The 24,408-nt window shown below is 40.0% G+C and carries 25 protein-coding genes and 1 riboswitch; of the genes, 13 read left to right on the plus strand and 12 right to left on the minus strand.

The window, feature by feature from the left end:
- Positions 1–162: 162 nt before the first annotated feature.
- A complete protein-coding gene (locus AC04Q1_RS21090; RefSeq protein ID WP_478366517.1) occupies positions 163–897 on the minus strand; it encodes a LytR/AlgR family response regulator transcription factor in 735 nt (244 codons plus the stop codon).
- Complete coding sequence (locus tag AC04Q1_RS21095) at positions 894–2,009, minus strand: sensor histidine kinase (RefSeq protein ID WP_478366518.1); 1,116 nt, start codon at positions 2,007–2,009, stop codon at positions 894–896. The genes AC04Q1_RS21090 and AC04Q1_RS21095 overlap by 4 nt, the downstream gene beginning before the upstream one ends.
- A 221-nt stretch (positions 2,010–2,230) precedes the next feature.
- Here AC04Q1_RS21095 and AC04Q1_RS21100 point away from each other — a divergent pair, with 221 nt between their 5' ends.
- From AC04Q1_RS21100 to AC04Q1_RS21115, 4 genes are all read left to right on the plus strand, one after another.
- Positions 2,231–2,698, plus strand: a complete 468-nt coding sequence (locus AC04Q1_RS21100) for a nuclear transport factor 2 family protein (RefSeq protein WP_478366519.1) — start codon at positions 2,231–2,233, stop codon at positions 2,696–2,698.
- A 7-nt stretch (positions 2,699–2,705) separates the two neighbouring features.
- Positions 2,706–3,536: a hypothetical protein gene (locus AC04Q1_RS21105; RefSeq protein WP_478366520.1), complete on the plus strand. Its 831-nt coding sequence runs from the start codon at positions 2,706–2,708 to the stop codon at positions 3,534–3,536.
- A gap of 1,433 nt (positions 3,537–4,969) precedes the next feature.
- Positions 4,970–5,992 (plus strand): type IV toxin-antitoxin system AbiEi family antitoxin, encoded by a 1,023-nt coding sequence (locus tag AC04Q1_RS21110; RefSeq protein ID WP_478366521.1) that lies wholly within the window; start codon positions 4,970–4,972, stop codon positions 5,990–5,992.
- Positions 5,979–6,827, plus strand: coding sequence for a hypothetical protein (locus tag AC04Q1_RS21115; RefSeq protein WP_478366522.1), 849 nt, complete (start codon positions 5,979–5,981; stop codon positions 6,825–6,827). Before AC04Q1_RS21110 ends, AC04Q1_RS21115 begins: the two co-directional genes overlap by 14 nt.
- Positions 6,828–6,881: 54 nt before the next feature.
- Here the strand turns inward: AC04Q1_RS21115 and AC04Q1_RS21120 are convergent, their stop codons facing one another.
- The 4 genes from AC04Q1_RS21120 to AC04Q1_RS21135 form a co-directional block, all read right to left on the minus strand.
- The gene (locus AC04Q1_RS21120; RefSeq protein ID WP_478366523.1) at positions 6,882–7,136 is read right to left on the minus strand and encodes a DUF1016 N-terminal domain-containing protein; all 255 of its coding nucleotides are present in this window, start codon (positions 7,134–7,136) and stop codon (positions 6,882–6,884) included.
- A gap of 63 nt (positions 7,137–7,199) precedes the next feature.
- Complete coding sequence (locus tag AC04Q1_RS21125) at positions 7,200–7,553, minus strand: hypothetical protein (RefSeq protein WP_478366524.1); 354 nt, start codon at positions 7,551–7,553, stop codon at positions 7,200–7,202.
- A 785-nt stretch (positions 7,554–8,338) separates the two neighbouring features.
- Positions 8,339–8,818, minus strand: coding sequence for a hypothetical protein (locus AC04Q1_RS21130; protein WP_478366525.1), 480 nt, complete (start codon positions 8,816–8,818; stop codon positions 8,339–8,341).
- A 181-nt stretch (positions 8,819–8,999) separates the two neighbouring features.
- Positions 9,000–10,541, minus strand: coding sequence for a Fic family protein (locus AC04Q1_RS21135; RefSeq protein ID WP_478366526.1), 1,542 nt, complete (start codon positions 10,539–10,541; stop codon positions 9,000–9,002).
- Positions 10,542–11,288: 747 nt separating this feature from the next.
- Here AC04Q1_RS21135 and AC04Q1_RS21140 point away from each other — a divergent pair.
- The 5 genes from AC04Q1_RS21140 (at position 11,289) to AC04Q1_RS21160 (ending at position 15,076) form a co-directional block, all read left to right on the plus strand.
- Positions 11,289–11,726 (plus strand): MarR family winged helix-turn-helix transcriptional regulator, encoded by a 438-nt coding sequence (locus tag AC04Q1_RS21140; RefSeq protein WP_478366527.1) that lies wholly within the window; start codon positions 11,289–11,291, stop codon positions 11,724–11,726.
- Between the two features lie 3 nt (positions 11,727–11,729).
- Positions 11,730–12,764, plus strand: a complete 1,035-nt coding sequence (locus tag AC04Q1_RS21145; RefSeq protein WP_478366528.1) for a S41 family peptidase — start codon at positions 11,730–11,732, stop codon at positions 12,762–12,764.
- Between the two features lie 223 nt (positions 12,765–12,987).
- Positions 12,988–13,575 (plus strand): Crp/Fnr family transcriptional regulator, encoded by a 588-nt coding sequence (locus AC04Q1_RS21150; protein ID WP_478366529.1) that lies wholly within the window; start codon positions 12,988–12,990, stop codon positions 13,573–13,575.
- Between the two features lie 92 nt (positions 13,576–13,667).
- Complete coding sequence (locus AC04Q1_RS21155; RefSeq protein WP_478366530.1) at positions 13,668–14,420, plus strand: SDR family NAD(P)-dependent oxidoreductase; 753 nt, start codon at positions 13,668–13,670, stop codon at positions 14,418–14,420.
- 182 nt (positions 14,421–14,602) lie between these two features.
- The gene (locus AC04Q1_RS21160; RefSeq protein WP_478366531.1) at positions 14,603–15,076 is read left to right on the plus strand and encodes a DinB family protein; all 474 of its coding nucleotides are present in this window, start codon (positions 14,603–14,605) and stop codon (positions 15,074–15,076) included.
- Between the two features lie 46 nt (positions 15,077–15,122).
- Here AC04Q1_RS21160 and AC04Q1_RS21165 read toward each other — a convergent pair whose 3' ends face one another.
- Positions 15,123–15,575, minus strand: coding sequence for a hypothetical protein (locus AC04Q1_RS21165; protein WP_478366532.1), 453 nt, complete (start codon positions 15,573–15,575; stop codon positions 15,123–15,125).
- Between the two features lie 465 nt (positions 15,576–16,040).
- The gene (locus AC04Q1_RS21170; RefSeq protein WP_478366533.1) at positions 16,041–16,715 is read right to left on the minus strand and encodes a hypothetical protein; all 675 of its coding nucleotides are present in this window, start codon (positions 16,713–16,715) and stop codon (positions 16,041–16,043) included.
- Between the two features lie 359 nt (positions 16,716–17,074).
- Between AC04Q1_RS21170 and AC04Q1_RS21175 the strand changes: the two genes are divergently transcribed.
- Together AC04Q1_RS21175 and AC04Q1_RS21180 are read left to right on the plus strand one after the other, a co-directional pair.
- Positions 17,075–18,043, plus strand: coding sequence for an NADP-dependent oxidoreductase (locus tag AC04Q1_RS21175; RefSeq protein ID WP_478366534.1), 969 nt, complete (start codon positions 17,075–17,077; stop codon positions 18,041–18,043).
- 4 nt (positions 18,044–18,047) lie between these two features.
- The gene (locus tag AC04Q1_RS21180; RefSeq protein ID WP_478366535.1) at positions 18,048–18,965 is read left to right on the plus strand and encodes a helix-turn-helix domain-containing protein; all 918 of its coding nucleotides are present in this window, start codon (positions 18,048–18,050) and stop codon (positions 18,963–18,965) included.
- A gap of 52 nt (positions 18,966–19,017) precedes the next feature.
- Here AC04Q1_RS21180 and AC04Q1_RS21185 read toward each other — a convergent pair whose 3' ends face one another.
- Both AC04Q1_RS21185 and AC04Q1_RS21190 read right to left on the minus strand, forming a co-directional pair.
- On the minus strand, positions 19,018–19,368 hold the full coding sequence (locus tag AC04Q1_RS21185; RefSeq protein ID WP_478366536.1) for a cupin domain-containing protein: 351 nt from the start codon (positions 19,366–19,368) through the stop codon (positions 19,018–19,020).
- Positions 19,361–19,498, minus strand: coding sequence for a hypothetical protein (locus AC04Q1_RS21190; protein WP_478366537.1), 138 nt, complete (start codon positions 19,496–19,498; stop codon positions 19,361–19,363). The genes AC04Q1_RS21185 and AC04Q1_RS21190 overlap by 8 nt, the downstream gene beginning before the upstream one ends.
- A 399-nt stretch (positions 19,499–19,897) precedes the next feature.
- Between AC04Q1_RS21190 and AC04Q1_RS21195 the strand changes: the two genes are divergently transcribed.
- Entirely contained in the window at positions 19,898–20,227 is a 330-nt protein-coding gene (locus AC04Q1_RS21195) for a hypothetical protein (protein ID WP_478366538.1), read from the plus strand.
- Between the two features lie 26 nt (positions 20,228–20,253).
- On the opposite strand, the gene AC04Q1_RS21200 is transcribed toward AC04Q1_RS21195, so the two are convergent.
- Positions 20,254–21,042 carry an SDR family oxidoreductase gene (locus AC04Q1_RS21200; RefSeq protein ID WP_478366539.1) on the minus strand — a complete coding sequence of 263 codons (789 nt, stop codon included), beginning with the start codon at positions 21,040–21,042 and terminating at the stop codon, positions 20,254–20,256.
- Between the two features lie 18 nt (positions 21,043–21,060).
- Positions 21,061–21,522: an Lrp/AsnC family transcriptional regulator gene (locus AC04Q1_RS21205; protein WP_478366540.1), complete on the minus strand. Its 462-nt coding sequence runs from the start codon at positions 21,520–21,522 to the stop codon at positions 21,061–21,063.
- A 172-nt stretch (positions 21,523–21,694) separates the two neighbouring features.
- Positions 21,695–21,857, plus strand: a riboswitch (cobalamin riboswitch).
- A 178-nt stretch (positions 21,858–22,035) separates the two neighbouring features.
- On the opposite strand from AC04Q1_RS21205, the gene metE reads away from it, so the two are divergent.
- Entirely contained in the window at positions 22,036–24,351 is a 2,316-nt protein-coding gene (gene metE, locus AC04Q1_RS21210; protein WP_478366541.1) for a 5-methyltetrahydropteroyltriglutamate--homocysteine S-methyltransferase, read from the plus strand.
- The last annotated feature ends 57 nt before the right edge of the window (positions 24,352–24,408 follow it).

Consider the following 24,408-nt stretch of genomic DNA (forward strand, 5'->3'; position numbering starts at 1 on the left):
ACTTTAAAGCGGAATGGGGTGACACCTTAAATGCGGAACGGGCGGCCATTTTTGCCGAAATGCCCAATTAGGTGTCTCGGGTCTAAATTGGATACTGTTTGGAACTTTCTTTTGGAATGATAGGAAAGAAAACGAGAAATAGTTACTATGAACTTCGAAATGTTATCCGTTCGCTTTTCTTAATGACGCTATCACTTGCAACTGATACATTTTCCCAATCGGTATGATCTTATTTAAAATATAGATGTCTTCTGTGGTATAAGAATCGATCTTAGTGAGTGCTACAAGATATGATCGATGCACTCTGATAAATGAAGCAGCGGGAAGCATGGCTTCAAGGGAAGCCATGGCATATTTGGTCATGAGAAGTCCCTTCGTGGTGTGTATCCTGACATAGTCCTTCAGGCTCTCTATGTAAAGGATATCATCAAGCTGGACTTTCACCATTTTCCGATCGGCCCGGAAATAAAGAAAAGCAGGGGCTGCGCTGTCGTTTACAATGGCCGCAGTTTGTGTTTCTGAAGGCAACATTTGTTCTGGCAATGCTTTCATTACAGCCTTCAGGAACCGCTCAAAACGGATCGGTTTGACCAGGTAATCCGTGACATCTAATTCGAATGCCTTAACAGCATATTGCTCGAAAGCGGTGGTCAATATGATCATTGGCGGGTTGACTAGTGTACCTATCAGATCTAATCCGCTGATCTGCGGCATCTGGATATCCAGAAACAGGATATCGATCTGCTGCTGCTTAAGAGCCGTAATGGCCTGTAAAGCATTACCACACTCACCCGCCAGCGTCAGCATCGGCACCTGGGCAATGTAGCGCCGCATTATCTCCCTTGCTGGAGGTTCATCATCAACGATGAGGCAGTTGTAGGTTTTGAGAGTCTTCATTTTTTTATGAGATCAAGTTCCAGATCAACGATATACATTTCCTCCTCAACGTTAATGGTCAGCTTATGCTGATCGGGATAAAGTAATTGGAGGCGTTTGCGCACGTTCTCGATGCCGATACCCGGCGTTGTTACCTTGACCGTCTCTGGTTTGCCGTTGATCAGCTTCATCGATAGTGCATCACTATGAATAGTTATATGTAGGCTGATCCAGGGATGTTCTGTCATTTGGCTTGCCCCATGCTTAAACGAGTTCTCAATAAAAGGCAGTAAGATTAGCGGAGCGATCAAATGGCTATCTGCGTTGGGTAGTTGCAGCGATATATCTAAGCTATTATCGTAACGGGTCGATTCGAGTTCAATATAGTCCCTGATCATTTTAAACTCTTTATCAAGCGGTACCAATGGCTTGCTGCAATCGTATAAAATGTAGCGGAGTAATTGGGATAAGCCCATGATCATCCCTGAAGCTTTTTCTGAAACCTCCTGGGTGAACGAGTAAATATTATTCAAAGTATTGAACAGAAAATGCGGGTGCAGCTGGGCTTTCAGCATTTGCAGTTCAGCATTGGCCTTCTCTTTTTCCAGCAGCAGCGCAGCCTGTTGCTTTTCATAAAAGCATTTCATCAGTTTAATGGCAGCCGCTATGCCGCCCACCGTGATACTTCCCCGCAAACCGGCCAGAATTGCCGTGCCTAACTGGATATACAAAGCAGGATGCGGCTCACCCGCGACCCTCGGTGATAACTTATCGGCCTGAAGATGCCGTAAATGATCGACAATGGTCATAGACAACGCAGCAGATAAAACAGCCGTTAAAATGATGAGTACAACCGAGCAAAAAGCTGCCAACAAATAATGACCGGGTATTACCTGCTTCGGGATGATCAGATACATCAGTGTGTAAGCAAGGAAGATGCTTGGGATCATATAAACCAGTGTTTCCGGTAAAGTGATGGCCAGTCGATGTAAGAAAGGTTGTTTTTGCAGTACAGGCGAAGGCGAAAAGGAATAAAGTAACAGTTGGAAAATGAACCAAAGAGACCAGAACGCCAGGTGGCGCGAAAGCCTCCATTTAGGTTCGTTGGCGTAAATGAATGGTAATTTCTTCATGCTGTCGTTGATCACCAGCTAAGATACGTATCAATTTGCGCGGGACGGCACGAACTGACACTTATTCGACCAACCTCGCCATGATGTCTACCAGATCATTTCATCGACGACGAAATGATCTGGTAGATGGGAAACCTTTGTCTGTTTCCGACATGGGTGGGTTAGTCTACTTTTCTCATTTTGTATGATCCATGCCGGTAGATTTGAGGAAAAAGATCACCATGAAAACACTATCAACATTAATTCTTTTATTGGTGGTAGCGCTCGGCGCATCGGCCCAGATCGATACCAGCAGTTACGCTAAAGAACGACAGGAGATTACACAACTCTTGCGTAGCCAGGGCCCTGGCACAAACTTGGATTGCACGGATATGATCGCTGTTGGTCCTAAAGGGGATATTTCTTTCACCCGTCAGCAATGGATCGAGGCACAAAAAAAGGAGAAACTGGTATTTAAGTCGGTCAGTCCCGTACCCGGTAACGAGTTCATCCGGATCTATGATGGCACCACCGCTGTGGTCAACCTGCTGATCAATGTAAATATCGTTGTCAATGGCAGTGATCTGAATATCAAGGTCCGCCGGCTGGAAGTATATCATAAGACTTCGGGCAACTGGTGCCGGGTGGCAGGCCAGGGTACGCAAGTAGATGAGGCTTTATTCCCTGTCAGCACAAATAATAAACCTTAACCATATCATGAAAAAAGTTATTCAATTCATTTTTACAACGATGATACTAAGTACGTTGCTGATCAGCGCGGGATGTAAAAAAGATAACACGCAGAAAGATCCGGACAAGGATACAAAGGGCCTGTACAGTTTTTCAAATACAGAATACACCGGCCTTGCGAATGTCGGTAATCATTATTTTCCAAGGCCACTATCCTTAAGGTTCAGTCAAGGAAACGATGTGACGGCCTGGTCGCACCTGACGCTAAGCGTATGGCGCCGGGGCGATGTTCATGGAAAGATCACCAAAGTGGAAGAGAACCCCCAGGGGCAGACAACGGTCACTATTCATTTTGACCTGCCCGGGGATGAGCAATTCAATTCGCCGCAGGTGTATACGATCTCGGCTGACAAGTCTAAGATCACAGGCGGAACGTCGCCCATTATCTCCATGGTCGATATGAAATTATTTCCTAAAGATGCACCCAGCATTGTTGGTAATTGGGCGCAGCCCGATCATCCTGAATGGTTCCCGGATGTCAACGTGATCCGTTTTTTGGCAACAGGTACAACCAATTACTTTCAGAACGGCAAATTTATACTTGCAGCGTTTGATCCACCTACGAACTATGCCCAAAATTACAAACAGGATGGCTCACGGATCATATTTTCCGGCGTTAACCCCGATGTAGCAGCACCACTGATAACGCATATCCCGTATTATGGTGTGCTCTCCACCGATGGGAAAATATTGTATGTTGACGCCTATGAGTTTTCTGCTGCTCGCATATCAACTGCATTAAGCACATTTCCATGGTACGGTCCGAAAGGTACCACCCCCTGGTTGATCAGGCAGTAGTTCGGCACTTAATCGTGCACATGATTTGGCTCGAACCTGTATCACACTAATTTAGCTTAAGTACGGCAAATTGCGTATCAATGTTGGATTCTATTTTTCGCTAAATAATTTTCCAATGATGCGGAAAGCTATCTATGCTTCTTTAATATGTACCCAACAAGGAAATATTAATTCCCTTACCCTTATAAGGGCTTTTCTCTTTACAGTGCATGGGGCGATTTTGTCACTTAATTTCTTAGCGATCATCCTATTCAATTGATCAAGGCCTGTAATTACGTTTAAGTCTTTAGCATTGGGATTGGTTACAAAATCGTTTTCAGCAGGCAAGGCAGCATAATTCTCTGGTTCGAGTAGCGCATTCCAGTATTTCCGGTAGACATCTATCGGAATTTCATAATTATCATCTAAAGATAGATCTATCCTGTTATGAGCCCAATTACCCTCCCGTTCATATCAAATACAGGGCCACCAGAATCGCCGGTTCCATTAAACAGGTAGGGCGCATAAAACCATTCGTTGCTTCGGGCTCTGCGATAAAACCAAATCTTACAGTTGGTGTTCTGGCCTCTACCGTTCCGGGATAGATAAATTTATTTATAGTTCTTCATAAATAATTGATCTTGTCACGCTCAGGTTTTAACAGCCCTTTCTCAAATTTGAAATCAAAAGACAGACGATGCTTGTCATTATCCCAATCCATAAAACACTTACAATAAATTCTTTTTCCTGTACTGTCCCTAAATTTTATTCTTCAACACTTTTTCAAAATTTACTATCGCTTCATAATGTTCATAAAAGTTCGATTTTTCGCGGATTGACTCTACCAAAACAGCAAAAAGCCTTGAAGTTCGAACTCTTTCTTTGAAAGGAGCTCAAATTCAAGGCTTTTTCTTTTTATGATATTTTCTCATGAAAAGAAAAAGCACACACAAACGCGTTATTAACTGAAAATGAGGCAGTTAACAACTCGATTCTGCTCGGGTTAACCCAAACGGCAAAAGTTTTGTTAAGCACTGGCTAACAGACGTTTGTGGTTCGAACTAATAAACCGCTATGGTTTCTTTTCTTGATTTTCTTTCTTAAAATGATCTTCAACGATTATCTCTGAAAATCTTTTTAGTGTTCGAACTACCTCTTCAGCTTCACTGTCTGAAAAGTGTTTAAACATAGGTAAAGCCTTAACTTCTTGAATAGTAATATTATTAAGCGACTGAAATTTAAGTCATCTTGATTTTCCATAATTATTTTCAGAACTAAACTAGGTGAAAAACAACTGTGAAAGGAACTCGAATTAAATGGCTAAAACCATATTTAGACTTTCTGCTTAAGCCACTATAAGTGGTTACTACAATGTACAGTATTCCTTTTGAATTTTAAACTTTGTTTACTAAATTTGTATGTTTACAAAAAGTAAACATACAAATTTAGTAAACATGAAAGCGCCAGAAATATGGAAAAAAGCAATGGACACATTGCCTAGAGAAATAGCTAATAAATTTTCTAAGCCAAGATTTTTCATGGGTAGTGATGAAGAAAGGGGGCTTATAAATTTTAGTTTTAATAACAAAGGAGTCGAATATAAACTTTATACCCCTGGGATAATGAGTCATGCTGATGCCTTTTTCTATTCTGACGTAGCGAAATTTTACAGCACGCAAGATAGACGTGTTTTCTTAATAACCCCACATATTTATCCTAAGATTGCTGAAAAGCTAATGACGGACGGCATTAATTATCTGGATGCTTCAGGAAATATGTATATCAATTATAATGATATTTATATTCTCAAAACCGGTAAAAAAACAGAGCAAGAGAAAGTGCAAAAAAGTAGGTTATTTAGCGAAAGTGGAGTTAAATTGCTATTTGGTATTTTACAAAGTCCCGAGTTTTTGGACCTAAATTTCAGGAGAATGGGGGCAGCAGTAGGAATATCTGCATCTTCTGTCAGCATCTTACTATCAGAAATGGAAAGTGCAGGCTACTTATATGAGGGCCATAAAAAGAAACGTGTTATTGGGAATAGACCAGAATTGATTCAGCGATGGGTGAAAGCCTACAATGAGGTATTAAAACCAAAGCTTTTCCTTGGGTCATTTAGTTCTAAAAAGATACCCTTGAAAACAGAGTTTAAAAATGTTAAGCCCTTGAGCTTCGGCGCGGAATGGAGCGGTGAGCCTGCAGCAAACCTTTATACTAATTACCTGAGTCCTGAAAAGTTTTCTTTGTTTGTAAAGGAAGATAGTAAACAATGGCGTAACGCTCTTTCTTTGCTTCCTGAGAAGAATGGAATCTTGTCCGTTTACCGGTATTTTTGGGATACGGGTCATGAAGTCTTTTACAATCAGAAACAAATTGAAAATGCTGTTCCTCCTTTGATAGTATATGCCGAACTTACTGGCACAGGCGACAGTAGAAACCTAGAAACTGCAAAAATAATTTTTGATGAGTACTTATAAATTACCGGATAATAAAATCCCGGACCACCTTCGAAATGTGGTGGATACAATCCAAGAAATTCTGGTGGAAGAGGCGTTAGATTTTCTGTTGATTGGGGCTACTGCAAGAGATATTATCATGCATGGACAATATGATTTGGAATCAGCGAGAAAAACCCTTGATGTTGATTTTGCAATCTATGTTCCAGAATGGAGTGTGTACCAAAAGGTAATGAAAAAGCTAATTGAATCCGGTAAGTTTGAAGAAACCAAGGTCGCTCATAAATTGCTTTTTAAAGGCGCTGAAGTTGATATCGTTCCTTTTGGCGACATTCAGGATGAAAACGGGGAATATGCATGGCCTCCGGATTTCATGATCGCGATGAACGTAGCCGGATTTAATGAAATACATGATAAAGGAATAACCCTGGAAAGTGAAGATGGGAAATTCAAATTGAAGATTGCGCCGATAGAAGGAATAGCAATCATGAAGGTATTTGCATGGAAAGACAGAAAACATAGAACTCAAAAAGATGGAGAAGATATTGGGTTTATCATTGCAAACTATGTTGAACTCAAATATGATGTACTTTACGAAAAGTATGAGGATATTATAGAGGCTCAAGATTGGGATACAACTGTATCTGGTGCCAGAATTTTGGGTAGGGATATGGGAGAAATCATTAAATCCAATCCCGTAGCAACAACAAAACTTATTGAAATCCTGAAGAAAGAACTCAAGGATGAAGACAACAGTAATGTGGCCAAAGTAATGTCAAAGTCAACAGCTGGCTATCCCAAGGCCTACAAGGCCCTTGAGTCTTTGCTACAGGGTATCTGGGATATCACGGGATAAAAAATTGAGGGAAAATGACCTGGACTGACGGCCTTTTGATCAACTGTGTACGACTCAATTATGCATGCAGTGCATGCACAATCGGAAAAGTATGGTAAAATTGACCATGGAGAAATCTGACGAGTCACTTCCAAATTCCGGTTGCAAATGTTCTGAAAGGTATTTCACCAAGAACCTACCATAATCTGCCCAGTCCTTGCTCTGCTGTACTTCTTCAAAAATCCGTTTGCGGATATGCCAATACATTAGTGTCCGCTGGTGATCAACAGCACGAACAAAGGCATGAAAAATAGCCAATTTAGTTGGCATAAGACAGATTTTTGATTCCAAGTAAAAAGTTATTTATCACTCTAATTGAGGAAGGGACTTATATTAATTTCTTTTTCCTGTTTGTGCGTAAATTTGGTTCTTCAACACTTTTTCAAAATTTACTATTGCCTCACAATGTTCGTAAAAGTTCGATTTTCTGCCGATTGACTCTACCGAATCGGCGAAAGAGGCATAATTCAGATTTAATTCTGGTATGCCTCTTTCCTTTTTAAGTATAATCTGCTGAAAATGAGCGATATACAAAAAGACTAAGTTAATTTCATCGGTTCGAACTTTATCATTTTTCTTATCATAACTCATACCGCTAGGGAACAGTAATGCCTGGAGCTGTTGTTTCGTGTGATAATCACCAGAAAGCCACTTTGAAGGTAACTGAGTGGCGTATTCGATTGCCAACCTCACGCATTTTATAAGGTTCGAACTTTTATTTGAAAGGGTGAGCAGATTTCGCTCAATTTCCTTCTTTTGCTCCGAATACTTTTCATGGTATTTTTTATAAAGGTCCTGATTAAGTGGGGATTATCCAAAAAGTGGATCTTCGTCACTTTTGGTGAAACTAAAGATATCCTATGGGCATAAATTGTAAAATTTTGTATTAATTGCGATTGTATGTAATTTTAAATTGCCGTGCGTACGAACCAATTAGGGCACTTCACCAAAAGTGACGAAGATCCACTTTGCAGAAAAACAAGTGGCCACTTTTGGAATAATCCCCAACAAACCACTGATCATCCCAACCTATTAAAAAAGAAAAATGATACACCGGAAAATAGATAAATGCAATTATTACAGTAATTAATGTCAGTAAGACAAGTTCGCTCTTTATTAGCTTTTTAGCGATTTTTGAAAGCTTAATTTGAAACATAATACTAATTGGCTGTCATTGAAAAGGATTTTATTAAATTCAAAAATCGAGAAATGCCCCTTTTAAGTTACCTGAATAGTTTTTATTCCTATTAGCTCACTGCAGTTTAATAATCAATAATGATAGTGGGCAGTTATGAAGAAAAGGTTTCAACTTTGAGAGTTAAAGAAAGGTCATGATGTAAATTAAAAATTGGTTAAAAACAACGTCTTATATAAACCTTAGAAATAATATTTTTAGTTGTTTTCAAAAGTTTTCATCACTACATCAAGGATACGATTTCATATGAATACATCTCATGAGCAGGTTCCAATAATTAATTAATCTCATCATGAACAGCTACTGATGCAGGTCTTTCGACAATTATTTTTTTCTTTGGAAACTTACTCTGATCAGGAAAAAGGTTTGTAAAATCTTTTCCCAACTCAAAAAGATGTGAAGCGAAAAGATCGTCCGGTCTTCGGTACATTATAGGTATCACAATTAACGCGTTAGGGTACACTTTTATAAAGGCACACTTTTCTTTGATTTCCTTTTTGATGAATGAAGTTTTGATGACGTTTTCAATGGACAACGGGGCAGAGATATCAGAAAAGTAAACTGAGTCAATTTTCCCTGAGGCATCGGTAGAAAGCCAGATGGACAACATTATTATCTTATTTTCTACAGGCCTTTTATAAGTATCGAAAATCGAATTAGAAATAAGATTTATAACTGTACCACGGTTTTTTATCTGAGCGAACCCTGAAGTGACTAGAGTAAACAAGACGCCTATGAATATTAATATTTTTTTCATCACTAATTACAATATGTTCCTAACTTATCAAACCTTGCTTTGCCGAAATGCCCAGCGAAATAGGGTGTTTCTTTAAATGCGGACCGCACGGCCATTTTTGCCGAAATGCCCACTTTAGCCACATTAAATGCAAAGAAATACTATTTATTTACACTTTAACTAAAAGGCATCAAGTCAGTTATTAGCGCCCAATACGACGTTGAGGCGTTTGATGCTCCTTCTCGCGTTCCCATGGCATCCGCTGAGGTTTAAGGATTTGAAGGATATAATCTTCCCCTTCTTTAAAAGCATTGCTTTCAGTTAAAACATTTTGCATTCGATCCATATCCTCACCGTTGATAGTTACGCTAAACAGCTGAGCACGTTGAAGCATCCTAATATATGTATCGGGCTCTTGCCTATGTGTCAACTGTCTTAATCCCCCTAGATAGTCTTCCCTATATACTGTAGGAATAATAATTTTAGACTGTTCCACGCTTGTCAACTCTGCGTTCATCATCACTCTGGCTATCCTACCATTTCCATCTAAGAAAGGATGTACTTCACTGATCATAAACATCATATAAGCTGCCCTCGCGAAAGAGCTTTGCAGCCCTCTGTAAAAATCAAACCCCTGTGTGAGTGTTCCCCTTACCAGTTTATGATCAACGAATTCGGTATCACCAGCACGGTTATTTTTATCCTTAAATTCTCCTGGATTTTTGTGCGGACGAGCGCTGAGTATAATCTTGTGTCTATATTGCAGGATTTGGAGCAAATGATCCGGATTTTCCGGAGTGATAGCCATTTCTGATTTGTTACTAACGATTTGGTAAGTACCCAGAACATCATGCGAATCTTCGTCTCTGGCCGGAAGTGGCTTCCCTGTCTCGATGATTTGCTTGGCTTCCTCAATTTTGAATTTAGTGCCTTCAATAAAGTTGGAAAAATACGCTTCAAAAAAAGCAAAATTACGGAATGCCTTAATAGAAGTACTTACTTCCGGGATGTCAGCAAACTCCCTTTGTTGCAATTCTACAAACAATTTTTCAAAAAGGGACAAACGCAATGGATCGTAAGGATGGCCAAATGCCCTTGCAATTGCGACAGGTGAGGTCAAAAAATCAGAAGGCTTTGTGGTCAGCATGGCACTGACCATCCTATTTAGCTTTTCAAATTCCTTTTTCATATCCAGTTCAACACTGATCTCTCTTGCCCTGTCTCTCAAAGCATTCAGACCTTCTTCACCTTTTATTCTGACTACCTGATCAAGACGTTCCTCAATTTCAGGTAAAGCGAGCGCTTTTGATGCTGACCCAACTTTCTTACTTGACTGAAGATTTTCAAGCAATGCCCTTTCCTGTTGGGAAACATGAAGCTGTCCGCTAAAAAGATTATCCCCTGATAAAATGCCAGGCCCTTTCATAATATTAAGGATCACTCCTGGTAATTCTATCTTTCTATTATGGGTACTAGTAAGAAAAAGATCCCCGGTTGAGGTAGGTTTATATTCTAAAGCGGAACGGTGACTTAAGATAGTTCCAGGATATAGTTGACCTATGATCTTAAAAATATTGCGTTTGATGATTTCTGCTGGATCTTCATCAAAGTTTGGAGTATAAATCCTCGGAGCAATCTTTCTAAGCTCACCACTTTTGGTCAATTTGCCAATCGATCGGCTGATCTCCGGATTACTTGAAGAAAAAATAACTTCCTGAAGATGTAGTGGTATTGTATTATCCATAGAATTAATTACAAAATTTTCTTACTTAACGATTCAAAAGGCAGCATTAACACAAATTTTTCATACCATAAAAGCAGTTTCTACAAAAAAATCATAAATTGATCTTACAAATTTTTCGAGTAAAAAACCTATACAACTATGTATATTACAAATTTCTCATAGCATAATAACTAAAATTACAAATTTTTCGTATTATAACCTAAACTATGGAAAAATGAAGGAGCAAAATTACCTTGACTCACTCAGATTTTATAATAACATATCTAGCTATAACTTCTTCTTTCGATGTCCACCATTACCACGATATTAACCAAATTCTCAAAATTCACAATCGCATAATAATTCTAATAAAAGTTCGACGTATTGCCGCTTGACTCTACTGATCAAAAGCTCATCGAAAGACGGGCTTTTTTTTGTTTGAGGGTGCATTGAGCGTGTTTTCTGTCGCATTAAAAGTATTTTCTGCTTACTTTCAAATATAAACTTTAATCCAGGCTTATCATTTTGGTGTAATGGTAAACAGTTTCTTCAACTAACTTTACAGAATTATTTTTAGATGTTTTATTATCAGGATCTACTTTATTAGGCCTACACGCTCATTTCCAGATGAATATGGTTACTCCCTCAGACCTATACTCAAATTTGCTGTAAGCAATTGGTTCAATTCTGCAAAGCGCTTAAAACAAAAGATCAATTTTTCATGCTTTATATTGATATATCAATTATATTTGCATCAACATAATTGACATGAATAACAAAAACCCAACAGCAACAGTACTTTATTTGATTGAACAAGCAATTAAGGAGTATAGAAAAATATCACAGAGGAATATCTCAAAAATTGTAAAAGATATTACTATAGATCAATGTCTAGTCTTAATAATCCTTAACAAGGATGACAAAATTTCTCAAAATGAATTGGCAAATCTTGTATTTAAGGATAATGCATCCATCACGAGAATGATAGAATTAATGGTTAAAAAAGATTATTTAAATAGAACTATTCATAAAGAAGATAGAAGGAAATTTAATCTTGAAATAACCGAAAAAGGAAAAAAAATGCTGGAATTAATAAACCCAATTGCAAAAATAAATAGAGAAACGGCACTAAATGGTTTGTCGCTGGAAGAGATTAATTCACTCGAAAAAACATTAAATAAAATAATTACCAATTGTAAAATCTAAGAAATGAAAAAAGTATTTAATCTATTATTAATCTACGTTGCAATTTGCTTCAACTCAAAAGCGAATGCCCAGGATTTTACAGAACGAAATAAACAGATATTGGAAATAGCAGATAAAATTAATGAATATTACGTTTTTGATGATGTTGCAAATCAACTTTCTAAGAAATTAAAATCAGAAATAGATCTTAAAACTTTTGATAATCTTACTGATGTAGAATTTGCAAGATCTCTTTCAAAATATCTAACCAAAAACGGGAATGATCTGCACTTCAATGTATTATACCGTCCAGGTAAAGAAGAAGAAAGAACAGTCGATGAAGAGGCATTGCTAAAAAAATACGATGCTATTAATAAACAGTGGAATTATGGTTTTGATAAAGTGATGAGATTAGATGGAAATATCGGTTATATTGAATATACCGGATTTCCCGAAGGAAATAAATCTGCTCAACAAATTTTAGATGCTACAATGAATTTTGTTTCAAATACAAATGCTTTGATTATAGATTTAAGAAACAACCGGGGCGGTGATGGCAAAATGGTTAGGCTATTTTTAAGTTATTTTTTTAATGAAAGAATTAAATTAAGTGAGATTTACACCAGATATAATCATAAAACCGAAGAGAAGCACACATATAAAAAAGTAAATGGCAAAAAGTATTTAAATAAACCAGTGTACCTCCTTGTAAACAATCATACCATTTCTGCCGCTGAAGCATTAGCATATAATTTACAGCAAAATAAAATTGCAAAGGTAATTGGAGATAAAACCTATGGAGCAGCAAATCCAGTAAAAGTATTTTTTATTGGCAAAAAATATCAGTTATTCATCCCAATATCAGTTGAAAAAAATGTGGTCACAAAAACGAATTGGGAGCATACAGGTATTAATGTTGATGAAAAAGTAAATTCTGAAAAAGCATTAATAAGAGCGCAAATTATAGCACTTGAAAATCTCTTAAATTCAAACACAAAAACAGAATTAACGGAAAATGAAACTAAAGAAAAGATTTTGAAATTAGAAAAACAATTGTAGGCAAATTATTTCTCGTTGCTAAGCAGGCTTTGGCAAAATGGGGGCAGCAATTTTTTAAAACAGTATAGCCAGATTTAATACATTTTATTCCTAATTTTTTTCGACCGTTCAATGTGTGCCTTTGGTTTTCTCCTTAACTGAATAAGACCAAGTCCGGATAAAAAAGCAGCAATAAATAAGTGGAAAGTTTTATTTTTGAAGCTTCTCCTTAAGAACCTTAGACATGCATAACTTTCAGGCGCTGTTCGATTACGTGGAAAAACTTTCAGGCAAAACGCTTTCGGCGGATGATAAGCAAATATTAACCGTCCATTTCAAACTAAGAAAAATACGGAAGCGACAATACTTTTTACAGGAAGGCGATGTATGTAAATATACCGGATTCATTGTGAAAGGGGCTGCAAAAACATTTACAGTAGATGAAAAAGGACATGAGCATATCTTAAAGTTAAGTATTGAGGATTGGTGGTTAGCCGATTTTGAAAGTTTTTACAAACTGACACCGAGCCGCTTCAACATCGAAGCGTTGGAGGATATGGAGATCTTACAGATTACCCATAACCTGGTGGAGGAATTTATCAAACCCATTCCGGCCTTTTCGGCGATGCAGAACGTGCTGAGTCAAAACAATACTATCGCTGCACAGAAAAGGATGCAGTCATCCATCAGCCAAACTGGCGAAGAACGGTTTCAGGAACTCGTTAACAATTATCCTCACTTTATACAGCGGTTCCCGCAAAATTTAATTGCCTCCTACCTGGGTTTAACACCTGAAACCCTGAGCCGGATCAGGAAGAACTCCTCAAAATAGATTGATCTTTGTCAAGAGTATTTAATGACTTTTGATAAGATTCAGCTCATCGCGCAAGTGCATCTTTGGACTAACATTAAATAACAAAGATCATGAATAAATTACAAAACAAAGTTGCCGTAATTACAGGCGGCAATAGCGGGATTGGGTTTGGTATTGCCGAAGCATTTAAAAGTGAAGGCGCTGCCGGAGCTATTGTGGGTAGAAACCCCCAAACGTTAGCACACGCTGCTGCTCAATTGGGCAGTGATTTTATAGCCATCAATGCCGATGTAACCAGGCTTGCCGATTTAGAAAACGCTTTTAAAGATGCGGCCGAAAAATTCGGGAACATAGATGTACTCGTAGTTAACGCAGGAGCAGGAACAACCGGAACAGTGGCCGATGTGAGCGAAGCCGACTATAACAAAACCATGGACCTTAACCTGAAAAGCGTTTACTTTACGGTGCAAAAAGCCTTACCCTATATGAATGATGGCGGTTCTATCATCCTTATCGGATCGAATGCCGCACACAGGGCATACCCCTCATTTGGGCTTTACGGCGCTGCAAAAGCTGCTGTAATCTTTTTGGCAAAAAGCTTTTCAAACGATTTACTGGCCAGAAAGATCAGGGTAAATGTAATCACACCGGGTACTACAGATACACCTGCATTTGACAAATTCGTTCCTGCAGAACAGATCGAAGCGGTAAAAACACAATTTGCAAGTGTGATGCCGATAGGCCGGATCGGCCAGCCATCAGATATTGGTAAAACAGCAGTTTTCCTGGCTTCGGAAGATTCTTCGTTCTTGCTTGGCGTCGAAATCCTTGTTGATGGCGGCATGACCTACCTGGCTAAGTAATTTCTTATTCCCGTGGTCTGTGGAGACGCAGACCACCAGGAAATTATACAGGCCATCCTGCCCGGTATTCCACCGTTGCAACATATGTCCAAAAGGCGGCAAAGTTTCATATATAATGTAAAAAAGCTACATTAGCCCGCAATATAGCTTCTTCGCCATATATAGATCTTAAACCGGGTGACATGAATAATGAAAGTTTCGAATGTGAAATTTTAAGAGCAAGCAGGACCAGGTTGCTGCAATTAATGGAAACCATTGATCACGAAATATTATTTAAAATTCCAGAGGGCTTTAACAATAACATCTTTTGGCAAATTGGTCATTGCATCACTTCTCAACAGCGGCACCTGTATATGCGCAGCGGATTGCCCATGTATATCTCTAAAGAATTCATGGAGGCCTTCAAAATCGGATCGTCGCCACGTTCCTGGAAAACTACTCCGGATGTGAATGAGGTGAAACATTTACTGATCCATACCGTTAACCGCCTAGAATCAGATCTGGCATCCAGATTATTTACCAATTATGAGCCCTTTGAGTTACCCATCGGATTCAAAGTCAACAATCATGTGCAGGCACTACAAGCTGCTAACTATCACGAAGCAGAGCATAGCGGGCAGATTTTTACGTACCTGAAACTGCTGCGCAAAGCATAGACAAGCATCAAATAAGAGGTCGCCCTATCCAGCGCATATTTTGATTCTATCTGGCTTTTGTATAAGTAAGGTGAAAGTCGTGCTCCCAATCTTTACCATCCACCGACTTCTCCCAGTATCCCGAGATGACGTTTTTATCTTCGTTGATCTCGCCTGTAAAGCGTTGTACAAATTGGGGTCCATTGCGCCACATCTTCCATATCCTGTTTTCAAAACTCATTTCATATACCCTTGAAGAGTGTTGATCATCAATGTATAATACGGTGTAGTGCTGTGCATCTTTATCATGACCAATAAACCATATTGCCCATGGCGTTTCCTTATTTTTTTTGCCTTGCCGCAAAATTAAAAATTCACCTTCTTCAAACCATTCAAAGGACGCACCTGCCTTAATTATGGCATTGGCATCCGGTAAGAAAGATGCATTTGATATTTCCATTTCCCATGTGCCAATAAATTGCGTTAATTCTTGTAATGCCGGATTGATGTTGTTTTTCATTGGAAAATAAGTTAACAATCGTGTTTATAGTTATTCTTCTTGATTGATTTTTTATACTATGACCCGCCCAACTAAGTTAATGGATTGATCTATATACAAAGATCGCAACTCTATAACACCAGGCGATGTGCGAAATAGACTATATTAGGGTGGTATTGCGTCAAAAATATCCACCGGGAAACTTTTTAATTGCATTAACAGGTCTATTATTTTTAAACATCCTGCAGCCTTGTTCAAATCTTCGTTTGCATTTGCTGATGGGAAGCAAAGCTTTTTGGGCGTCATCCGGTAATGCAGATCGGGGCGGGAATTATAGGGTTTGTGCCCGGTTCAGAAATATGGGTTCCAGGCGCTCGACGAGAGTTGTTAAAAAGGACACTACCCCTTGCCTCTTTCACTCAGCATCTGCCAATGAGAAGTTAAGGATTGAAGAGGCTGTCAAAATGAGCATCTTTATGTTTAATTTTAATTTGATGGTTTAAGGGTTCCTGTAGAATAGGTGGCAGAGCCATCGGCATTATTGTTTGATGCACGGGAAACTTCCAGGTTTCCATTAACCAGTACGAAAAAAGTAAGTATTCCATTATTGCCGGTATTGCTACCGCCAGAGGCATTGTTAATGGTACTATAATCTTTGTTTGGAACAGGATCACCGAGTGAAGTTTCTCCGTATTGGGTAGCTGAGAATTTCATTCTGGTGACTACTAAAAAATTGTTTTTGTTGTTTTTTAACGAACCACTGTAGAGATGACCGTTCAATGCGTTTTGCTCAGGTGTTTCTTGAAGAAAATAGCTCTCCAGGGTTGATGTGCCCTCAAAGGAAGAAATCTGTTCATCACTGATGCGAAAAGTATCTTTAGCGCTAGGGCTCCAGATAATGGTAATCACGCCATCCTTGTAGGTATAGTTGCCGTTATCAGAACTACCGAGGCCATTGCTGATGTAAGCAGCTGCGTTTGCACCAAAAGTGATGATATAGGGTAATGTGATCTGGTTGCTGGTTTTGTGTTTTCCGGCAATGTAAAATTTCGTGATGTCGAGGTTGTTTTCCGGATTGTTGCTGCTGTCTTTTTTACAGGATACTAAAGCAAGTACAAATAATAATGGCAGGCATTTTAAGCAATTTTTTAAAGTTTTCATAGAAAGCTGTTTTAAGGTGATCAGTTCTTTGATTGTGTCTTTTCTTTACTAACGGATTTAAGCCCCATTGCAAACCCCAGGTAATCCCTGGAGCCTGCGGAGCCAAAACCCTTAACTGACACTAAGATAACTGTTGGCCTGAGATCAATTCCCGCGAATGATTGAAGCGCCATTCCGACTTTGTGAATGGCTTGTAGGGATGAGTGAGTGATTAAATATTTAAATCAATAGTAAAGATTTCGAGATCTTTTTGAACAACAATGAATTTACTTTTCTTAAAGTCGGCACTCCGGTTAACATAAGCGGCATTCCGGTTAAATTTAATACCGTGATGTTCCAGACCTTTGAAAAAAAAAATAATGAAAGCAATAAGAATTTTTGAGTTCGGCGAACCTGAGGTGATGAAAATTGTTGAGGTTGAACGCCCGGTCCCTAAAGCCGATGAAATCCTCGTAAAAATTTATTCGGCCAGTGTAAACCCGGCCGATTACATTATCCGCCGGGGTGGAAATGAAGGACTAAAACCGCTGTTGAAATTACCCATGTCATTAGGGATTGATGGTGCAGGAATGGTAGAAGAAGTAGGTAGTGAAGTAACCTTGTTTAAAAAGGGCGACCGGGTGTATGGTGTGCCTAATTATTTGGATGGCAGCTACACGGAGTATCTCGCAGCAAAAGCTGATCAGTTTGCCCTTATGCCAAAAACACTTAACTTTAACGAAGCGGGTTCCTTACCTGCATGTGCACGGATGGCATGGAGCGGTGTAGCAAAGAAAGCAAAGGTAAAAGCAGGTCAGCGCGTGTTGGTGCACGGAGCGGCCGGTGGTATTGGCAACCTGGCCTTACAATTTGCCAAGGCTTTTGGTGCCTATGTGATTGGTACTGCGTCGGCACATAATGCCGGTTTTTTAACAGCGCTGGGTGCTGATGAAGTGATTGATTACAACACGCAGAAATTTGAAGACATCCTTAGCGATATCGACGTCGTTTTCAATGCTACGCCTACTACAAGTGTTGATGAAGAACTGCGTTTAAGATCGGTTAAAGTATTAAAGGATGGTGGTATATTTGTTTGTACACATGGGGTATGGCCAAGCGAGGAATTTATTGCATTACTCGCCCGGAAAAATGCAACTGTTTCTATGGCAGGGGTTGATATTAACCACTATCATGGCCTGACTGAAGTAGCCAAACTGATTGATGCGGGAAAGGTTAAACCGGTGATCAGTAAAGTTTATCCGTGGGAACAGGCAGCCCAGGCACACCGCGATAGTGAAACGAAACATGTACGTGGAAAAATCGTGATCGAAATCCACAAAGAAGCATAAAGTTATGGTGCACTACAAAACAATTAGCGAATATTTTCAGGCCTGGCAAATGCCAGGGCCTGAGCATCCATTGATCAGTGTGATGCAGCTTGATATCAGCCGGGTGATGCGAAGCGGCGAAACATTGAGCAGTTTCTGCGATTTTTATGCGATAGCGATCAAACGGGTAACCGGGGCCGAAAATCTCCAGCTGAAATATGGACAGCAACCTTATGATTTTAATGAGGGGATGATGTCTTTCGTAGCTCCCGGCCAGGTGACAAGCCTTACCGTTGAAAAAGATATCGAAGTGCGGCAATCGGGCTGGTACCTGATCTTTCACCCTGATTTTATCTGGAACACGCCATTAGCGAATTCAATCAAAAGATATGAGTTTTGGGATTATGCCGTTAACGAATCTTTGTTCCTTTCTGAAAAGGAAGAAGAGATCATCATCAACATCATTGAAAATATACACCGCGAAACCCACGCCAATATCGACAAGTTCAGTAAGCAGATCATCATTTCGCAGATAGAAAGCCTGCTCAATTATGCGGAGCGCTTCTATAACCGCCAGTTTGTTACGCGCGAAAAGTCTAACCACCAGATTCTCGATCGCCTGCAAAAAGTACTGACCGGTTATCTCGAAAGCGACGAGCCCCAGAAAAAAGGCCTGCCGATGGTTGGCGATATTGCAGCCCGGTTAAATATCACCCCTAAATATTTAAGTAGCCTGTTAAGAATGCATACCGGGCAAAATACCCAGCATTATATCCATGAAAAGTTGATTGAAAGGGCCAAAGAACGGATTTCGACCAGCGATTTATCAATGAGCGAGATTGCATATGAACTCGGTTTTGAACAATTGCAATCTTTTAGCAGACTGTTCAAGGCCAAAACACATTTATCACCCCTGGCATTCAGGCAATCTTTTAAAAATTAGTATTTATAGTGTGATCATTTTCACTAAATAGACAAGGTTTAGCCCGGATTTTTTATTTGGAAAGATAAATACTATCACTTACTGCTTCCAACCAAACTGTTGGCCCTTTTTCACGGCTGGTAATCGCCAACTGGATAAAAGCAGAATCAACACTTGCCCCATGCCAATGCGACACATTTGGCTGGCATTTAATTACATCTCCTTTACGTAAGGTTTTTTTGGGCTGTCCTTTTTCCTGATAATAGCCTACCCCGCCTGTTGCCAATAATATTTGGCCAGCCGGATGTAAATGCCATTTGCTTCTTGCACCAGGTTCAAAAGTGACATTGCCAACGCTGTTTGGATTTAAGCTGTCGCTTTCGATCAGCGTATGCAGATAAACTGTTCCTGTGAAATTATCCATTGCTCACTTTTTCTCCCTGCTTAAAAACAAGTCCGGCTTTTTGGGCTGTTCCATCTGCTTTTTGATTGTTGGTGCAGGCCGAAAAAACAACCAGTGCAACAGGCAATATATATTTAAGATTATTGTTCATGATTTATAGGTTAGCCTGGTAAAAACCTGTTAATTTCTCTACCGCCTGAGCTACATATTCAGGTTTCCAAAGCCTTATAAATGATGTCGTTGATGGTTAACTAACATCAAAACAATCAAATGCAATATTATAAAACATACAGGGGTACAAAATAAATGAGCATTTTTATCACTAAATGTAAGTATTTTAATACAAAAAACTTGGGATTATTACGCAAAACCAACATTTTGTGTAACTTGCAGAAAATAGCGGTACAGTTTAATAGTCCCGATCGCTAAATTATAGAATGGATACCTGGGTTAAACCGGTACGATGCTTATCGCTTCAATAGCGTTCATTCTATTTCTCACGTCCTTACGGACACTCGTCGAATCTTCAAATTTATTTAAAACGCTCATCATGACAAAAATCAGGATCATTATCTCAATTTTAGTGCTACTTTTAGTAAACCTTCCTACCTTTGCACAGGTAAAAGTTATGCAGTCTGGTGCCTATGTTGGCCAGGCACTACGAACCACAGTTACTACCGTCAAGGGAAAGCTTGCCAATAAATATTTCAATAAAGGATTCTATTGGTTCACCATCGTGGACTCCAGTACAACTTATAAGATTTCAATCATATTTAGTAAACAGTATGCAGCTGGTGTTGAAGGGGAAACCACCACAGTACCTAACTGTTTCTATATTTCGTCTAATAAGTGGAAGGTGAAGGATGAAAAAGAGAGGTAGTGATTATATATTGATCGAGTTAACATTTAATGCGATTTAAGCAACCCTCCATCAATCGGAATATCCGTTCCGGTGATGTATGCAGCAAAATCAGAGGCCAGAAAAGCAACCAAATGACCGAATTCCTCTGGCTTTCCGAATCTTTTCATCGGGATTATATCTGATCTTTCCGCGCTGATCTGTTCACTGGAAACACCGGATGCGGTTGCCTGCGCGGAAATTAATTGCGCTATGCGCGCTGTATCAAAATTTCCGGTAAGGATATTATTAACGGTGATATTATATTGTCCTACTTCGATGGCCAGCGTTTTTGCCCAGGCTGCCGTAGCACTGCGTATAGCATTAGAAAGTACTAAGTTATGGATAGGTTCCACAACAGAGGTTGAAGCAATATTGATGATCCTTCCACTCTTCTTTTTAATCATTTTGGGGATGGCAAGCATGGTGGTTTGCACAACGGTTTTAAAAAGCAGATCAAAGGCACTTTCGTAGGCATCCAAACCCGCATCCACAGCGCCTATCGCTTTTGGTCCATTGGTATTGTTTACCAGTATATCGATTTCGTTATGGGCAAAAAAGCTTTTGATAATCTCCTGATAAGATGCAAAATCTGAGAAATCTGCTGTAAGGTAACGGTGTTTTTGACCTGAGGCCACCACTGGCAATTTCGATAAAGCCGCTTTGAGCTTCTCCTCATTTCGGGCCATCAGTATAACATTTGCCCCACATCCGGCAAGTATTTGTGCTGTAGCAAAGCCAAGGCCTTGGGTACTGCCCCCTACCAGGGCATTTTTAGCGGTTAGGTCTATTTTCATATCTATTTAGTTTGTTACTTATAGACTGATATTATTCGAATGTTTAATTTCTGCCATCACAAAAGTGCTGTGTGTACTGCCGATGCTCTCTACCGAACCGAGTTTATTGAAAACAAAGTCTTGATAATGTTTCATATCCTTTGCATACACCTTTAAAATAAAATCATAATCTCCCGAAACATTATAACATTCTACCACCTCATCGATGTCCAGGATATCTTTAACGAAGTGATGGCCGATTGTTCTATCGTGCTGCTTGAGTTTGATGTTACAGAACACAATAAAACCCTGATGGAATTTTTCGGCATCCAGAACGGCGATATATTTTTTGATATAACCATTGTTCTCCAGTCTTTTTACCCGTTCAAAAACGGGAGAAGGTGATAAGTTCACCTGTGAAGCAAGTTCCTTGGTGGTAAAACTGGAATTGTTTGCCAGTATTTTCAAAAGCAATAAATCGGTCTCGTCGAGGGCCTCCATAGAATAATATCCTTTTATAGCTACAAATTTAAGCACTTAAAAGAACAATAAACCAATTCAAACTAAAATAACAGACAATATACCTTATTAATCACATCATAATAGGTTTAAAAACCGATTAATTAAATTTGTCCAGAATTTATAACTGATTGCAAAACCAAGTTTCTTTATATTTCAGATCACCGGAAGAGGTTTTACTTAAGGTAAATGAATAGGGAACCGTGTGCAAATCACGGGCTGTCGCGCAACTGTAAGTAACGATCAAGGTTTTTATCCCAGGAAGGAAGATAGAAACCGTTACAAGCCAGGATACCTGCCTGTTCCGTTTTGACGATGCTTTCGCGAAAAAAGCCTGAAGTCAGCTGGATGCATATATAGGTACAAACCTATAGGCTTTTCTGTGCCCTAAGCGCATGGCTTGCATTCTTCTCCCTCAGTCTTTTTCCCCAAAGGTATTCCCCGAAGCATAAAGCAATTTTGTAATGATGATTCACCATTTAAAATTTGAAAAATATGTTAACCCAAAACCTCGGCTACCCTCGCATTGGAAGCCAAAGACAATTGAAAAAAGCCTGCGAACAATATTGGGCAGGTAAAATCGAACTTACTGAACTCAATAAGGTGGCCCGTATCCTCAAAGAACAGAACTGGCAAATCCAGCTTGATTCGGGCATAGACCTCATCCCCTGTAACGACTTTAGCTATTATGACCAGGTATTGGATACCAGTTTTTTGCTGGGCGTTATCCCGCAACGTTATTCGGCGGTGCTTTCGCAGATCAAATCCAACAACGAGCTCGACCTTTATTTTGCCATGGCACGCGGCTACCAAAAGGATGGCCTGGACATTACCGCCATGGAAATGACCAAATGGCTGGATACCAATTACCATTTTATCGTTCCTGAATTTAGTGCCAACCAGGAATTCAAAATCTTTTATGAAAACATTTTCGCAGAATATAACAATGCAAAACAACTGCTTGGCGAAAAAGCCAAACCGGTTCTGGTAGGACCTGTTAGTTACCTGCTTTTGGGCAAGGAGAAAGAACAGGGTTTTGAGCGTATCGACCTGATCAAAAGATTGGTTCCCGTGTATATCGAGATCATTAACCGTTTGAAACAACAGGGTGCCCAATGGGTACAACTGGATGAACCCTGTTTAGTGCTTGATCTTTCGAAAAAAGAAAAAGAAGCTTTCGACTATGCTTACCGTGCTATTGCCAACCGTGTGAGCGGTGTCAAAATCCTGGTGGCAACGTATTTCGACGCTTTGCTTGATAATACTGAACTAGCGGTAAACCTGCCTGTCCATGCATTACATGTTGATCTGGTACGCGCTCCTGAACAGATGGACGAAGTACTTGCACTGGTTCCAGATCACCTGCAGCTATCATTAGGAGTGGTAGACGGCCGGAATGTATGGAAAAACGATTATGAAAAATCGTTGGCCCTGATCAACAAAGCGGTAGCGAAGCTGGGTGCTGACAGGGTGATCCTGGCGCCGTCCTGTTCCTTGCTGCACAGCCCGATCGATCTGGAGCTGGAAACGGCAATTGATCCCGAGGTCAAAAACTGGATGGCCTTTGCCAAACAGAAATTAAACGAGGTGAACGAAATCCGCCAGATTGTTGAAGGAAATACTGTTTTACTGGAAGCCAATAAAACAGCCATTGAAAGCAGACGTACTTCGCAAAAAGTACACAAACAAGCGGTAAAAGACCGTATTGCGGCGATCACCGAAGCAGATGCAAGCCGTCAAAGTCCTTTCCCTGTACGTCAGCTTTTACACCACGAACGGTTTAACCTCCCTGCATTCCCAACAACAACCATAGGTTCGTTCCCGCAAACGGACGATATCCGTCAGTTGCGTGCCAAATTCAAAAAAGGCGACTTGAGTCTGGAACAATATGAACAGGCCATTGAACGGGCAACCATAGAAGCGATCCGCTGGCAGGAAGAAATTGGCCTGGATGTACTGGTGCACGGCGAGTTTGAACGTAACGACATGGTCGAATATTTCGGCGAGCAGTTAGACGGTTTTCTATTTACCAAAAACGGTTGGGTACAGAGTTACGGAAGCCGTTGCGTAAAACCACCCGTGATTTATGGCGACGTAAGCCGCCCGAAAGACATGACCGTACGCTGGAGCACTTTTGCTGCCGCACAGACCGACAAGCCAATGAAGGGGATGTTAACCGGTCCGGTAACGATTTTACAATGGTCTTTTGTACGTGATGACCAGGGACGTGATATCACCACCAATCAGATTGCCTTCGCCATCCGCGATGAAGTACTGGCCCTGGAAAAAGCGGGCATCGGTATCGTACAAATTGATGAAGCGGCTATCCGCGAAGGGCTGCCTTTAAGAAAAGCCAAGCACCCACATTACCTCGATTGGGCGGTTAATGCGTTTAGGATTACAGCCAGTGGTGTACAGGATAAAACCCAGATCCATACACACATGTGTTATAGCGAGTTCAATAATATCATTGAACATATCGCAGCCATGGATGCCGACGTGATCACCATTGAAACCTCCCGTTCACAAATGGAACTGCTGGAAGCATTTGCCAATTTTGAATATCCGAATGAGATCGGCCCCGGGGTATACGATATCCACTCGCCAAGGGTACCGAGTACGGAAGAGATGACTTTATTATTGGCAAAGGCAGCAAATCTCCTTCCTGCACGTAACCTTTGGGTAAATCCCGACTGTGGTTTAAAAACCCGTAAATGGCCGGAAACCAAGGCCGCATTGATCAACCTGGTTGCCGCAGCCAAAAAGGCCCGCGAGCAGATCAGCATAGCGCGCGCGGAAAGCGTAATTTAAATACAAAAGGCACCATGGATAACACATGGTGCCTTGTTACAAGAATGCAAATAAAAA

It is taken from the genome of Pedobacter humicola, assembly GCF_056490705.1.